Raw genomic sequence first — 14,142 nt, 5'->3', positions numbered from 1 at the left:
ATCTCAGCTTTGTCCGACTTTTTCCGCATTGACACCGGCTACCGGCATTTCCCCAGCGACGCTAGAGAAGCGCTAGCGTCATCGCCTCGATAGCCAATTGCGGGGCAACATTGGTCTTGGTGAGCCGCGTCCGGACCGTGTTGATCGCGTCAATACGCCGCAAAGTGTCCAGCGCCGATCCCTGCTCGGCGATATCCCGTACCGTGCCCTCGATCTCCTGGTTAATGATGCCGACGCTCTCCCCCCTCGCCAACTGCACCACCAACACGTCGCGGTAAAAGGACAGCAGGTCCGTGAGGGCGCGGTCGTAATAGTCGTTCTTGGAACGCTTAGCCCGCCGCGTCTGCTCCTCCTCTAGCCGCTTTACCTGGCTTCGCAACGCCGGGGGTAGCGGCCCGGACTCCGGAGCGCCAAGAGTCTTTAAGAGTTGCTCGCGCTCGGTCGCATCCCGATCCGCCAGCGATGAAGCCGCCTCCTCATCCGCCAAGGTCACCAAAGAGCGCGCCGCCGCCATCGCATCTGAAATGGAGTGAAGGCGTCCAGGCAGTGCCACGATGTCCTGCCTGCGTTTGCGGGCGTCGTCATCGGCGGCAAGCCGACGTGCAATGCCGACATGGCTTTGCGCCAGGCGCGCGGCCACTCCGGCAACTTGCGGGTCGGCGCCATCGCGTTCCACCAAGAGCCGCGCCACATCGGCAACCGGAGGTACCGAGAGGCGCACCGGTCGGCAGCGTGAACGAATTGTGACGAGCACGTCCGCGGGGCTCGGTGCGCACAGCATCCAGATGGTGTGCGGCGGCGGTTCTTCGATGGCCTTGAGGAGCACATTGGTGGAGCGCTCCAACATGCGATCGGCGTCTTCGACAATGAGGATCCGCCAACGGCCGGTGGCGGGCTTATCAAACGCGCCAGAAACGAGGGCTCGTGCTTCCTCGATCTTGATGGTGACCGCTTCGGTTGCGGTGATCTGCACATCCGGGTGGGTGCGGGCTAGCACCGAGCGGCACGCCTTGCACTCCCCGCAACCGCGCAGGGAGGGGTCTGCTTGCTCGCATTGCAGGGCAGCGGCAAAGGCGAGCGCCGCATTGGAGCGGCCAGAGCCCGGCGGCCCGGTGAACAGCCACGCGTGCGTCGGCCGTTCGAGTGCCGCGGCCGCGCGCAGCTGATCAACCACCATGGGCTGGCCAACCAGCTCATCCCAAACGCTCATACCCGCTCCCGTGAGTTCAATAACTCGTCGACCCGCCGAGCGATGACCGCGCTGATCTCTTCGGGCGTTTTGCCTGCGTCAATAACCACATAAGAGGCCGGGTGGGACTCGGCGATCCGCAAAAAAGCCTCCCGAATGTTTTCATGAAAACTATCCGCCTCGGCTTCAAGGCGGTCATCGGCACTGTGGAGGGAACGCCGTCGTGCTTTTGCCACCTCGAGAGGAACATCCAGCAACACGGTGAGATCCGGGCGCAACCCTGCGGTCGCGAAATCGTTGATGAGTGTCACCGGCGCGACGCCCAATTCGCGGCCCACGCCCTGGTAGGCGATCGAGGAATCCACGTAACGGTCGGTAATGACCACGCGGCCCTCGGCGAGCGCGGGCAACACCAACTGCTCGACGTGCGCGGCCCGCGCGGCGGCGAAGATGAGCGCCTCGGTGCGCGCATCGATCTCACCGTGCCCGTGCTCCAAAACCAGCGCGCGCAACTTCTCGGAAATCTCCGTGCCACCCGGCTCCCGGGTGCGAACCGCCTCGAATCCGCGCGCCTGAACGTGCGCCGCGAGCGCCTCGCTTTGCGTGGACTTGCCCGCACCGTCACCGCCTTCCAATGCGATGAAAATCCCGGGCAGTCGCCGGGCGGTCGGATCGGAAGGAATGTCGAATTGCGTCACGGACTATAGCGTACCCACGTGCGCTGACATTCGGGCTCGATTACCCTGAGAGCATGCACCCCAGCGACCTTCACCCCGAGACGCTCGCGATCATTTCCGGGCGTCCGCCGCGCGAGGACGGCGCTGCGGTGAACGTGCCGATCAGTTACTCGTCAACCTTTGTTTCCGCGGGTCCGACCGGTCAAGGCGACAACCGGGTCTATGGGCGTTTTTCCAATTCGACCTGGGAGGCGCTGGAGGCGACCATTGGCGCGCTGGAGCACCCCGCGTCCCTGGGTGAGGATGCGCTGGTTTTCGGTTCCGGTATGGCCGCCGTCGCAGCCGCCCTCAACCTCGTAAAGCAAGGGGGACTAGTGCTTATGCCGGATTCGGCATATAACGGTTCGTTGGCTCTTGCGCAGGAAATGGCGGACGCCGGCCGGATCCGACTGCAGACCCTTCAACCCGCCGAGCTGACCCCGGCGGCGCTCGCCCGCACACTAGCCAACCTGCCTGCTACCCCGCAAACTAACCCCCAAGCCAGCCCGCCAACCAACCCTCACGCGCTCCTCTGGCTGGAAATCCCGTCCAACCCGCTCCTGCGCGTTCCCGACGCGAGAGCGCTCATCAAAGCGGCCCGCGATGCCGGAGCGCTCACAGTCGTCGACTCCACGATCGCCACCCCGCTCGCCGCCCGCCCGCTCGAATGGGGCGCCGACCTCGCGCTCCACTCGGCGACCAAGTATCTCTCCGGGCACTCGGACGTCATCCTCGGCGCGCTCACTCCCGCGACGGCTCAACTGCGCGGACGCCTGCACCAGCACCGCACCCTGGCGGGAAGCATTCCGTCTCCCATGGACGCATGGCTCGTGTTGCGCGGCATCCGCACGCTTGCGGTGCGCCTCGGCGCGCAATCGCGCACCGCCCAATTCCTCGCCGAACGTCTTGCTGCGCACGCCGCGGTGAGTAACGTCAGCTATCCCGGGCTTGCCGACCACCCGGATGCGAAGACCATCGCCTCGCTCGGGTTGCCCGGTGGCGCGATGCTCGCCGCGCAGATCGGCCGCGGGGCCGAAGACGCGGACCGGTTCATCGCCGCCTTGCGGTTGTGGGTTCCGGCGACCTCCTTGGGCGGGGTGGAATCCAGCATTGAAAGACGACGGCGACACTCCAGCGAGCCGGGCACAGTCGCCGATAACTTGACTCGCCTTTCGGTCGGATTGGAGCATCCGGAGGATTTATGGCGCGACCTAGAGGCTGCTCTCGCACAGATTGACCCCGTAAGCTTGGAGTCATGACTCTCTACATTGTGGGCCAACTGCTCTGGTGGATTACTCTTGGGCTGAATGTTATCGCCATCGCTATCGAGGCGTGGGCCCTCTTTGACGTGATTCGACGCAAGCCAGTCGAGTTTGAGCGGGCCGACAAACGGACCCAGCCATTCTGGCTAGGTATGTGCGCCGGGGCGCTACTGGTCGGAGTGTTGAGTACGTTCGGTTCGCTTGGACCGTTCCAAGTGTTCGGCCTGATCCTCTCCATTGCCGCCGTCACCGCGTCCGCCGTGTATCTCGCCGATGTGAAGCCAGCGCTCAACCTGTACGGCAACGGCGGCCGCCCGAGCGCCAACCCGCGCTGGTAACCCCAATGCCCGGTGTGTGAGGCAACTGGGTGAGCAACGCCGTCGTACGTCTTTAGGCCAATGCGTCCCACGCAATCGTGACCTCGCCGAGCCGCCACCGAGACACCCCGCCCAATACCGGGACCCCGGAGTCTTTGAGTGCCCGGCACATTGCAATCCACCGTTGGCGATTGCCGAAACTGGCAAGCGGCGCGTTGACGGTCCACGCCGCGTCCATGGCGGCGAGGAGCGCGTGGATGCGCTCGCCGGGGACGTTGCGGTGGATGAGCGCTTTGGGGAGGCGCTCGGCGATATCCGATGGCAGCTCGAAACTGCCGAAGCGCATTGAGATGCTCAGGCTCTCCGGGCCTATTTTGCCGATTGCGATCCAGGCGGCGCGGCGGCCGATTTCGTCGCACGTGCCGTCGATAAAGAGGCCGCCCGGCGCGAGGCGATCGGTGACGGTGGCCCAATGCGCGGCGTACTCGCTCTCGGGGTATTGGCGCAACACGTTGAACGCGCGGACCACCAGCGGCGGCCGGTCGGTGCCGAGCTCAAAACCGCCGCGTTGGAAGGTGAGGCCAGGGCGGGCAAGGGGGAGCGCGGCCGCGACGCGGTGCTGGTCGATTTCGATGCCGATGACCTCGGCATCCGGGGTGCGGCGGCGCAAGCGGTCGAAGAGCTCAAGGGCAGTCGTGGCGTTGGCGCCATAGCCGAGGTCGACGAAGAGCGGATTGTCCTGGTGCGCCCAGCGGCGGTGCTGAGTGTCCACCAGCCAGCGATCCATGCGGCGCAGACGGTTTGGGTTGGTGGTGCCGCGAGTGGGGGAGCCGATGGGTGACGAGACCGCGGAACCGGTTGAGGAAGGGCGGGGCGCTGGCACAAATATAGGGTAACGCGGGTTCTTCTCTTCGGCGGCGATAGGGCAGACTGGGAGTATGAGCGAACCGAAAGAATACACGCTGATCTTGTTGCGTCACGGTCAGAGCGACTGGAATGAAAAGAACCTGTTCACCGGCTGGGTCGATGTCGATTTGACCGACCAAGGCCGCGCCGAAGCCATTCGCGGCGGTGAACTGTTGAGCGAGGCCGGGCTGTTGCCGGACATGGTGTTCACGTCCTTGCAAAAGCGAGCCATTTTTACCGCGCAATTGGCGCTCGCCGCGGCGGATCGGCAGTGGATTCCGGTCAAGCGCTCGTGGCGGTTGAATGAACGGCACTATGGCGCGCTGCAGGGGAAGAACAAGGCGGAGACGCTGGCCGAGTATGGCGAAGAGCAGTTCATGCTGTGGCGCCGCAGTTTCGATGTGCCGCCGCCCCCGCTCGAGGATTCGAGCCAATGGAGCCAATCGGGCGACCCGCAGTACGCGGATCTCGGCGACGAGTTGCCCCGCACCGAGGCGCTCAAGAATGTGATTGAGCGGCTGAACCCTTACTGGGATTCGGAGATTAAGCCGGAGTTGGCCTCGGGGAAGACGGTGCTGATCGCGGCCCACGGCAATTCCTTGCGCGCGCTCGTGAAGGAACTGGACGGGATCAGCGATGAGGACATCGCCGGGCTCAATATCCCGACCGGCATTCCGCTCGTGTACACGCTGGATGAGAATTTCAAGCCGACCAAGCCCGCGGAGTACCTGGACCCAGAAGCTGCCGCGGAGGCGATTCAAGCCGTGGCGAACCAGGGCAAGAAGTAAGGGCGCTACATCCCTCCCCTCAAAGTAGTAGGCGCAGATTAACGAAAGTGACCGGAATTCCGGTCACTTTCGTTAATCTGCGCCAACTTTTGCTAAGCGGCAGCCTTCCACTCCCGCTAGTGATTGGGATACGCTAATCACTGCGTCATCCTGCACGATTCGGCAAACCCAGGAGTTCAGCAAGTGGCAGATGAGAAAGTCGACGTGGGTCCCGAATTAGTCACCCGCGAAGTGAAACCGTGGTCGCTAACGGTCGCTCGTTATCTTGAACATCTCCTGGCCAAGGGAATTGGCGGGATACCTCGCCCAGCGTGCGCCGAGGAAGGGCTGGAAAGCGTTACCTTTATCGACGGCGAGTCGATGGGTTCCCAGGTCTTTACCGAAGGGCAATTGCATGGCTTAGGAGTTCTGTTGCGTCGGATTCATGACGCAGGTTTCTCTCCCGCCGACCCAAATCGCGACGTCTGGCAACCGTTCGAGTTCAGGGCAGAGGCCAACGCTGAGGGAGTCAGGTACACGCAGCAAATCCAGCTGAACGACATCGTTTATGGCCACGGCGATACCGGACCGTGGAACGTCATCAAGACACCAAACGGCGACATAGCTCTCATCGACTGGGAGTTTGCCGGACCAATAGTGCGAGGAGACGAGCTAGCTGCGACCGCCTGGCTCAATGTGAGATTTCACGATCCGGACGTTGACTCCACCACGTCGCGAAGCTCTCTCCACGAAAAGGTGCGGGGACTTGCCGCATTCCTCTCCGGTTATGGGGTGCCGTCCATCGACTGGCCATCAATCGTCTCCAGAATGAGCGACTACGCCATCAGGGATGCCGCATATGAGGCGACACGGCTTTCCATTTCACCGACGCCTGGACCACAGGAACCCCAAAACGCGGCATGGCGCCTTGCCTGGAGATCGCGAAGCGCCGCCTGGCTGGTACGTAACAGGGAAACGGTTCTCCAACAGCTACACGATCTGACCGCAGGGCCACCAAATATCGGTTAGCCGAGCCCCTCAAAGCTCGGATCCCATTCGCCAGTGACCAAATACGTCACCTTGCGGGAAACGGACACGCCGTGATCCGCAAAACGCTCAAAGTACCGGCTCGCCAGCGTGACATCGACGGTAGTGGGTGCCGGCGCATCCCAGTCCGGCGCGGCAATCGTGGTGAACACGCTCGCGTGCAATTCGTCGATCCGCGAATTCGCCTTCTGGATGTCCTGGGCCAACTTGAGATCCCGAGTTTCCAGTAGCTCGGTGACCTTCTTCGCGATCTCAATATCCAGTTGCGCCATTTCGGCAAAGGTAGGTCGAACAGCCTCCGGCAGGGCGTGGTCCGGGTAACGCAACCGGGTAATTTGCGCGACGTGACGGGCAAGATCGCCCATGCGCTCCAGCGAGGCGCTCATGCGCAGCGCCCCCACAATCATGCGCAAATCGCTGGCAACCGGCCCCTGCAATGCCAGCACGTCGATTGCACGCTCGTCGAGATCGTTTTGCAGGAAGTCGATCCGCGCGTCATTGGCGATGACCTCTTGAGCCAACTCGGTATCGGCAGTTTCCAGCGCGTTTGTGGCGTTGACAATCGCCTGGGAAACCAGGGATGAAATCTCGGTCAGTTCGTCGCCGATCTGAGCGAGCTCGGCTTGAAACACCTTGCGCATTGCGCCGTCCTTTCACAGTGCTGATTGACACAGTGGTTCTCAGTACAGTTCTCGATACTTGGGTCAACGATGAATGCCGCGCAACAACGCCAGCGCCTAATCGACTCAGGCACCAACCCACAGTTCATGTTGAAGAGTGTCAGTCTCTCGTGAACTCTTGAGTCCCTTTAGGTAAACGTTAGTTGAACCGCGAGCATAAGTCTCACAGACCGTGCAAAAACCCTTGTCAGCCCGTTTACGCTAGATAGGTGGATTTGTTTTGGGCCTCAATCATCGCGGCCGTTTTCGGCCTCTTGGTGGGGGTCGGCGGGGTGCTCGCATTCCGTTATTCGGAGCGCCGCCGCGATGACGAGATCGACGTGGATGAACCGGGCCTGCCGGACGGCGCCGCCGAAGTCCTCTCGGTTGTGGGCAAGGCGTACATCGTCGTGGACACCATTGACGGCGTCGTCAAAGCAAGCCCCGCCGCCTACGCTTTCGGGCTGGTTCGCGGCCATACCATCCTCCACCAAGAGCTCCTCGATCTGATTGCCAAGGTCCGCCGTGACAGCGTCATCGAAGAAAAAACCCTGGAACTCCCGCGCGGCCCGCTCGGCCAGGGCACCATCATCCTGAATGTGCGCGTCGCCGCGATTAGCGAGGAATACATCCTGCTCTTGGCCGATGACCGCACCGACATGGTCCGCACCGAAGCGATGCGCAACGACTTTGTCGCCAACGTCTCCCACGAGCTCAAAACCCCGGTCGGCGCGATCTCCCTGCTCGCCGAAGCCCTCGATGACGCCGCCGAAGACGAGGAAGCTGTCCGCCGTTTCGCTACCCGCATGAACAAGGAAGCGATCCGCTTGGCCGCACTTGTCCAAGACATCATCGAGCTCTCGCGTCTCCAGGGCAGCGACGTGATGCGCGGCGGCGGCCCGATCAACCTCGATGGCGTCATTGCCGAAGCAGTGGACCGCAACAAGCTCACCGCCGAAAGCAAAAACATGAGCATCCGGGTTGGCGGCACGGTCCCCGAACCCATCTACGGCGACCGCGACCTCTTGATGACCGCCTTCCGCAACCTCATCGACAACGCGATCCGCTACTCGCCGGACGGCGCCACCGTGGGCGTGGGCCTCTCCGCCAAAGACGGGGTCGCACGCGTCTCGGTCACCGACCAGGGCCCCGGAATCTCGCCGGAGGACCAGGAGCGCATCTTCGAGCGCTTCTACCGCATTGACGCCGCCCGCTCGCGCCAAACCGGCGGCACCGGCCTTGGGCTCTCCATCGTCAAGCACGTCATCTCCAATCACGGCGGCGACGTCAGCGTCTGGTCGCAGCTTGGCCGCGGCTCCACCTTCACGGTGCGGTTGCCCTTGATTGACACCGAAGATTCGCCCTCCATGATGAACGACGGCGATACCCACCAACCAGCGGAAGGCACCGTGGGTGCCGCTACACTGGGCGAAACCCCCACGGCGAGCTCGCTCTCCGAAGCGCGTGCAACCTCACGCGCGGAAAAGAACAGTTAGGAACACCAGTAGCGTGAGTCGAATTCTGATTGTGGAGGACGAGGAGTCCTTCAGCGACCCGATCTCCTACCTTTTGGCTAAAGAAGGATTTGAAGTACAAGTTGTGGACAACGGCCTGGATGCGATCACCGAGTTCGATCGGGCGGGCGCGGATCTGGTGTTGCTAGACCTTCAACTTCCCGGCCAGTCCGGCACCGAAGTGTGCCGACAGCTTCGGGTGCGCTCCTCGGTCCCGGTCATCATGTTGACGGCCAAGGATTCCGAGATCGATAAGGTCGTGGGGCTCGAACTCGGCGCCGACGACTACGTGACCAAACCGTACTCGTCTCGGGAGCTTGTGGCACGCATCCGAGCGGTGTTGCGCAGGCAGGGCGAGCCGGAAGAACTCGTTTCGATGACGGTCCAGGCGGGGCCGGTGCGCATGGACATCGAGCGGCACGTCGTCTCGGTCAACGGCGAGCAGGTGTCGCTGCCGCTCAAGGAGTTCGAGCTGCTGGAAATGTTGCTTCGCAACTCTGGCCGGGTGCTGACCCGTGGACAGTTGATCGACCGTGTGTGGGGCTCGGATTACGTGGGGGATACCAAGACCTTGGATGTGCACGTCAAGCGGTTGCGCTCCAAATTGGAACCGGACCCGTCCAACCCGAAGTACCTCGTCACGGTGCGTGGCCTCGGCTACAAGTTCGAGCCGTAACCCCAAAAAAGTTGTCGCAGATTAACGAAATAGGCCGGAATTCCGGCCTATTTCGTTAATCTGCGACAAGAAAAACGGCGTTGCGGCGTTATGGGGTGGTTGTGGGGGAAGGTGAGGGGGCTTCGGTGACGAGCTCTTCTTCGGTCGGCGCGCCGCTCTCTTCGGTTCCGTTGGGCGCGGTTGGCACAGCAGTCGGCACGTATGGGCGGTACTCGGGCAGGGTGCCGTCCAGGATCGGGATGTACAGCTTCTGCTCCACCGAGTCCGAGCCAAGTTTCACAGTCACCGGCATGTACAGCGTGGCACCGGGAATCTCGGGAACACTCGGGAAAATCTGAGGCGGCTCGGCGTCTTCCAGGCGAACCTCCGCTTCCGCTGCAATCGGGAAGGAGATGCTTTCTCCACTCAACTGAAAGTCAATGCTGCCGGTTGAGGATGAGGGGTTGAGCACCGTGCCGATCATGCGTCCGGGCTCGCCCTTGTCGCTGGAGATGATCATGATGTTGCGCAGCTGCATGTCGTTGATGTTGGCGCTGACGCCGTCGGAGGCGGAATAGACCTTTTCGGTTGCTTGCTCGTTAATGCCGCTACACCCCGTGGCGGCCCCCAAGAGCGCCAGGGACAGGGCGGACACGGTCAAAATCTTGCGAGTGGATGAACGGCTCACCGTGGATGACTCCCGATATTCTCGGGGCGCACCCCGAACCAGTATTGTTTCTACGCTTAACCCTAACGCCTTGCTACCCGAGCGCGTGACACGTGGCATCATTCTGGGCAAAAGTCAATGGCAAATTGTAGTCACGTCCTGCCGTTTTCCGCGCTTTGACAAGCTGAAACGTGCCTTCGGCGTGTCTAAATCGTGATAAGATTGTCTGCGGGAAAGGGGAAACTCCACATGGTTTTTGAAGTTGGCGAAACAGTAGTTTATCCACATCACGGTGCAGCGAAGATTGAGGAAATCAAGATGCGCACCATTCGCGGCGAAGAGAAAATGTACCTCAAGTTGCGGGTCGAGCGGGATGATCTCACCATCGAAGTTCCAGCGGAAAATGTCGATCTGGTCGGTGTGCGTGACGTCGTAGGAAAAGAAGGCCTGGAGCATGTTTTTGACGTGTTGCGTGCCGAGTTCGCTGAAGAGCCAACTAACTGGTCCCGTCGTTACAAGGCAAATGGCGAGAAAATCGCATCCGGAGATGTCATTAAGGTTGCCGAGGTTGTTCGCGACCTGTGGCGCCGCGATCACGGCCGTGGGCTGTCTGCGGGTGAAAAGCGTATGCTCGCTCGCGCTCGTCAGATCCTGATCTCCGAACTTGCCTTGGCAAAGAAGACGGATGAGGAAAAGGCTGAAAGCGTTCTTGACGAGGTTTTGGCCAGCTAACACTGTCCACAGCCTCTGATGAATCTAGCCCTTATTGTTGTTGCCGCAGGGTTGGGGCAACGTCTAGGCGCTGGCATTCCGAAAGCCCAGGTTAACGTGGGCGGACGTGAAATTTTAGGGCATGTTCTCGACTCCTTGGAGTCAGAGAACATGCCCTCTTTCATGCAGATTGTTATCGCCGTCCCCCCAGGGGAGGCAATTTTGCGGTCGATGTGCGCGCAAAGGCAACCATCCGGCGTCGTAATTCAGGCGGTGGACGGTGGAGGCGAGCGCGCGGACTCGGTGCGCAATGCGCTCGGCACGCTGGACGATTCCGTGACCCACGTTCTGATTCATGACGCCGCCCGGGCGCTCACACCCGCGGCGGTGTTTTCGCGGGTGTGCGCCGCGCTCGAGGAGGGGGCCGGTGCCGTCATTCCGGCCGTTCCGGTTGTCGATACCATCAAATCGGTCAGCAGCCGCGGCGGAGTAGAAAGAGTCGAGTCGACCTTGAATCGCGCGAATTTGCGAGCCGTGCAGACACCGCAAGGTTTTGCGCTGGACGTGTTGCGCCGCGCGCACGAACTGGTCTCGCGCGAGGGCGTTAGCGTCACCGATGATGCCGCGGCGGCGGAACGGCTGGGCGAGCCGGTCGTGGTGGTGGCCGGTGATCCGTTAGCATTCAAAATTACGGCACCCATGGACCTCATGGTTGCTGAAGCGGCCTTGGCCCACGGGGAGGAAAATGCATGAGTAAGAACTTGTACCGCACGGGTATCGGAGTGGACATCCACAAGTTTTCAACCGACCCGCAGCGCGAACTGTGGGTGGCCGGGCTGAAATGGGATGACGGGCCCGGCCTGGACGGTCACTCCGATGGGGACGTGGTGTGCCACGCCGCCGCCGATGCGTTGCTCTCGGCAGCGGGGCTGGGTGATTTGGGATCGGTGTTTGGGGTGGATCGGCCGGAGATGGCCGGGGCGTCTGGGCTGACGATTCTGCAGGAAGCCGCCCGCATGGTGCTGGAAGAGGGCTTTGAGATCGGCAATATTGCCGTGCAACTGATTGGCAATCGGCCTCGCTTCGACGGGCGTCGCAACGAAGCCGAAGTAGCGCTGACCGAGGCGATCGATTACCCGGTGTCGGTCGCGGCGACCTCCTCGGATGGACTCGGGTTCACCGGCGCGGGCGAGGGCCTGGCTGCTATGGCGACCGCGTTGGTGTACGTGCCGTAATCTCACCCGCACTGGTTGCCGGGTGCGGTCTGAGCCCGGAACTGAGCGCGCGTCCGCGATGCCGCGTACGTCCTTTGTTTCTGGCGCCTCCGGCGTGGATCGTCGCCAGTACCGTGGCCGCGAGAGTGATTGCCATGCCGACTAACTGCCAGGCGGTCAGCGATTGGTTAAGAATCGCCCAACCTGCCCCGGCGGCGACGATCGGTGAGAGCAAGGGGAGGAAACTTACGGTGTTCGTGTCCAGCAATGAAACACCGGTGATCCACAGGTAGTACGAGAGTGCGCCATGAACCACGGCGACCACCGCAAAACCCCACCAATTTGTGGCGGACAGCTCCACTGGAAAGTCCATAAGCAATGCGAGTGGGAGCAAAAACAGCCCGCCCCAGCTCAGCTGCCACGCAGCCAAGGCGAGTTGTGGTTGAGTTCGAGTGTCCCATTTTTTGGCGAGAACTGTGCCTGCACCCATAGATGTCACCGACGCCAATCCCGCTGCGATCCCCCAGGCATTGAGCTGAAATGATGACGCCGATACGATCATCGCGACCCCGGCGATACTCACGAGCCCAAGGCGCACGGTGCCGCGGGCCGGCGCTACGTGCAATACGGCGCGTGCAATGAGGGCAACAAGAAGCGGTCCCAATGCGCCGAAGATTGCGGCGATCCCGCCGGGAAGAAGGTACGCGCTTGCGAAAAGCAACGCGAAGAAGGCGCCGATATTGAGTACCCCGAGAACCGCCGACTTCCACCACCACGCGCCGCGAGGAAGAGTACGAGCAATTGCTAGCAGAAGCAGTCCCGCGGGAAGAGCACGCACCGCTCCATCGAGAAATGGCGTGGAGGGCGGAAGGAAGAGGATCGTTACGGCATAGGTGGTTCCCCAAATCATGGGGGCTAATGCGGTTCTCAGAGTGATCATTGCATTCTTCTTCGCGAGGAGAAATCTAGCTTAGTAATAAGTATCTTACTACTAAGAAAGATTGTGTCAAGATATACTCGACGGGTGAGCGCAGATGAACCGTTAACATCTAGGCTGACGCCGGCCGATGTGGTTGCACAGTGGAGTGCCCAGGATCCTGCGCATGACTACTCCCTCATGGAACCTTTCGGCCAGTTGTTCAGGGTGAACGCAAAAGTGTCAACCCTGCTGGCTGAAATATTCAGGGGTTTTGGCATTGGCCCGGGGGAGTTTGACGTGTTGGCAACGCTCTATCGTTCCGGCGCTCCTTATGTACTGACGCCGCGCGATCTCCTAGAAACAATGATGGTTACCAGTGGAGGCCTCACCGGACGGCTAGACCGTCTCGAGCGCGCAGACATGATTACGCGAAAAACGCACCCGGAAGATCGGCGGTCCATCCAGGTGCACTTGCTTCCGCACGGGCGACTGGTGGTGACGCGAGCGGCGCTTGCCGAACTGGAAGCGTATCGAGAACTCACCAAGAACCTGTCGGCAAAGGACATCAACCAGCTCAATGAGATTCTTGGCAAACTGGGCTAAAAACAAGGGGGGTTCACGGAGAGTTTCACCGCTACTAGCGTGGAAACCATGAGTACCAATCAGTTTGAGATGCAGGATCCAACTCAGCAGTATTCGCGCCTCGACATTCCTGAACAGCGCCAAGACGAACCCGGCCTGGACAGCAAACTAGAGCCGCGCGCCGACCACGGTGAGGACACGTACCGCGGCACTGGGCGGCTTGAGGGCCGCAGGGCGCTCATTACCGGCGGCGACTCCGGAATTGGCGCGGCCACCGCCATTGCTTTCGCGCGAGAGGGCGCGGACGTGGTGATCAGCTACCTGCCCGAGGAGCAGAGCGACGCCGACAAGGTCATCGCCGAGATCGAGGCCGCAGGCCAGGTCGGTGTGGGAATCCCGGGAGACCTTTCCGACCCAGGTTTCCAGAAGTCGCTCGTGCCAAGCGCGGTCGAAAAGCTCGGTGGCTTGGACATTTTGGTCAACAATGCCGGGAAGCAAATCTTCCAGGAGGACTTTGCCGACCTCACCGAAGAGCAACTGGTCACCACGTTCACCGTCAACGTCTTCGCGACGTTCATGCTCAGCCAAGCGGCGCTCAAGGTAATGCCCGCGGGTGCCACGATCATTAACTCGACCTCGATCCAGGCATACCAGCCGTCCAAGGGGTTGCTCGATTACGCTGCGACCAAGGCGGCCATTGCCAACTTCACTAAAGGACTTGCCGAACAGGTTGCTTCCTCCGGAATCCGCGTGAACGCGGTGGCTCCGGGACCGGTCTGGACTCCGTTGCAACCCAGCTACGGGCAACCGATGGAAAAGCTGACCAGCTTTGGACAGGACACTCCGCTGGGGCGCCCGGGGCAGCCCGCCGAGCTGGCCCCAACCTATGTGTTCCTCGCCAGCCAGGAATCCAGCTACATTACCGGGGAAATCATCGGTGTCACCGGTGGTCGGCCGATCACCTAGCCCGGTTTGAGCATGAGGCGCGGGGCGCGCAAGGGTGTACCCACGCGCGCT

Annotated in this window: 17 protein-coding genes; 11 read left to right on the top strand and 6 right to left on the bottom strand. The window is 61.6% G+C overall.

What is annotated here, in order from left to right; translation table 11 throughout:
- Positions 1-61: 61 nt before the first annotated feature.
- Both O148_RS0113050 and tmk read right to left on the bottom strand, forming a co-directional pair.
- The gene (locus tag O148_RS0113050; protein ID WP_026531276.1) at positions 62-1,210 is read right to left on the bottom strand and encodes a DNA polymerase III subunit delta'; all 1,149 of its coding nucleotides are present in this window, start codon (positions 1,208-1,210) and stop codon (positions 62-64) included.
- Positions 1,207-1,887 (bottom strand): dTMP kinase, encoded by a 681-nt coding sequence (gene tmk, locus O148_RS0113045; RefSeq protein ID WP_240470870.1) that lies wholly within the window; start codon positions 1,885-1,887, stop codon positions 1,207-1,209. Before tmk ends, O148_RS0113050 begins: the two co-directional genes overlap by 4 nt.
- Positions 1,888-1,940: 53 nt before the next feature.
- Between tmk and O148_RS0113040 the strand changes: the two genes are divergently transcribed.
- Both O148_RS0113040 and O148_RS0113035 read left to right on the top strand, forming a co-directional pair.
- Positions 1,941-3,164: a trans-sulfuration enzyme family protein gene (locus O148_RS0113040; RefSeq protein WP_026531274.1), complete on the top strand. Its 1,224-nt coding sequence runs from the start codon at positions 1,941-1,943 to the stop codon at positions 3,162-3,164.
- Complete coding sequence (locus O148_RS0113035; RefSeq protein ID WP_035746163.1) at positions 3,161-3,505, top strand: DUF2516 family protein; 345 nt, start codon at positions 3,161-3,163, stop codon at positions 3,503-3,505. Before O148_RS0113040 ends, O148_RS0113035 begins: the two co-directional genes overlap by 4 nt.
- A 52-nt stretch (positions 3,506-3,557) precedes the next feature.
- Here O148_RS0113035 and O148_RS0113030 read toward each other — a convergent pair whose 3' ends face one another.
- Entirely contained in the window at positions 3,558-4,373 is an 816-nt protein-coding gene (locus O148_RS0113030; protein WP_420805798.1) for a class I SAM-dependent methyltransferase, read from the bottom strand.
- A gap of 49 nt (positions 4,374-4,422) precedes the next feature.
- Between O148_RS0113030 and O148_RS0113025 the strand changes: the two genes are divergently transcribed.
- Both O148_RS0113025 and O148_RS0113020 read left to right on the top strand, forming a co-directional pair.
- On the top strand, positions 4,423-5,178 hold the full coding sequence (locus O148_RS0113025; RefSeq protein ID WP_026531271.1) for a phosphoglyceromutase: 756 nt from the start codon (positions 4,423-4,425) through the stop codon (positions 5,176-5,178).
- Positions 5,179-5,361: 183 nt separating this feature from the next.
- Positions 5,362-6,186, top strand: a complete 825-nt coding sequence (locus O148_RS0113020; protein WP_026531270.1) for an aminoglycoside phosphotransferase/kinase family protein — start codon at positions 5,362-5,364, stop codon at positions 6,184-6,186.
- Here the strand turns inward: O148_RS0113020 and phoU are convergent.
- Complete coding sequence (gene phoU / locus O148_RS0113015; protein ID WP_026531269.1) at positions 6,183-6,845, bottom strand: phosphate signaling complex protein PhoU; 663 nt, start codon at positions 6,843-6,845, stop codon at positions 6,183-6,185. The genes O148_RS0113020 and phoU overlap by 4 nt on opposite strands.
- A gap of 248 nt (positions 6,846-7,093) precedes the next feature.
- On the opposite strand from phoU, the gene O148_RS16615 reads away from it, so the two are divergent.
- Entirely contained in the window at positions 7,094-8,359 is a 1,266-nt protein-coding gene (locus O148_RS16615) for a sensor histidine kinase (RefSeq protein ID WP_084157311.1), read from the top strand.
- 13 nt (positions 8,360-8,372) lie between these two features.
- Positions 8,373-9,053, top strand: coding sequence for a response regulator transcription factor (locus tag O148_RS0113005; protein WP_026531268.1), 681 nt, complete (start codon positions 8,373-8,375; stop codon positions 9,051-9,053).
- 88 nt (positions 9,054-9,141) lie between these two features.
- Here O148_RS0113005 and O148_RS16610 read toward each other — a convergent pair whose 3' ends face one another.
- Positions 9,142-9,687, bottom strand: coding sequence for a hypothetical protein (locus O148_RS16610; protein ID WP_157374638.1), 546 nt, complete (start codon positions 9,685-9,687; stop codon positions 9,142-9,144).
- Between the two features lie 261 nt (positions 9,688-9,948).
- On the opposite strand from O148_RS16610, the gene O148_RS0112995 reads away from it, so the two are divergent.
- From O148_RS0112995 to ispF, 3 genes are read left to right on the top strand one after another with little or no spacing between them, the layout of a single operon-like run.
- The gene (locus O148_RS0112995) at positions 9,949-10,431 is read left to right on the top strand and encodes a CarD family transcriptional regulator (RefSeq protein WP_026531267.1); all 483 of its coding nucleotides are present in this window, start codon (positions 9,949-9,951) and stop codon (positions 10,429-10,431) included.
- Positions 10,432-10,449: 18 nt separating this feature from the next.
- Entirely contained in the window at positions 10,450-11,163 is a 714-nt protein-coding gene (ispD, locus tag O148_RS0112990; protein ID WP_026531266.1) for a 2-C-methyl-D-erythritol 4-phosphate cytidylyltransferase, read from the top strand.
- Positions 11,160-11,645: a 2-C-methyl-D-erythritol 2,4-cyclodiphosphate synthase gene (gene ispF, locus O148_RS0112985; protein ID WP_026531265.1), complete on the top strand. Its 486-nt coding sequence runs from the start codon at positions 11,160-11,162 to the stop codon at positions 11,643-11,645. Before ispD ends, ispF begins: the two co-directional genes overlap by 4 nt.
- On the opposite strand, the gene O148_RS16605 is transcribed toward ispF, so the two are convergent.
- Entirely contained in the window at positions 11,614-12,564 is a 951-nt protein-coding gene (locus tag O148_RS16605; RefSeq protein WP_075204369.1) for an EamA family transporter, read from the bottom strand. The two genes, ispF and O148_RS16605, sit on opposite strands and share 32 nt — an antisense overlap.
- Positions 12,565-12,648: 84 nt before the next feature.
- Here O148_RS16605 and O148_RS0112975 point away from each other — a divergent pair, with 84 nt between their 5' ends.
- Together O148_RS0112975 and O148_RS0112970 are read left to right on the top strand one after the other, a co-directional pair.
- Positions 12,649-13,146 carry a MarR family winged helix-turn-helix transcriptional regulator gene (locus O148_RS0112975; RefSeq protein ID WP_075204368.1) on the top strand — a complete coding sequence of 166 codons (498 nt, stop codon included), beginning with the start codon at positions 12,649-12,651 and terminating at the stop codon, positions 13,144-13,146.
- A 48-nt stretch (positions 13,147-13,194) separates the two neighbouring features.
- Complete coding sequence (locus tag O148_RS0112970) at positions 13,195-14,091, top strand: SDR family oxidoreductase (RefSeq protein ID WP_026531263.1); 897 nt, start codon at positions 13,195-13,197, stop codon at positions 14,089-14,091.
- The last annotated feature ends 51 nt before the right edge of the window (positions 14,092-14,142 follow it).

The sequence above is a fragment of the Haematomicrobium sanguinis DSM 21259 genome (genome assembly GCF_000688395.1).
Taxonomy (GTDB): domain Bacteria; phylum Actinomycetota; class Actinomycetes; order Actinomycetales; family Micrococcaceae; genus Haematomicrobium; species Haematomicrobium sanguinis.
This window is presented reverse-complemented; position numbering and strand designations above follow the sequence as displayed.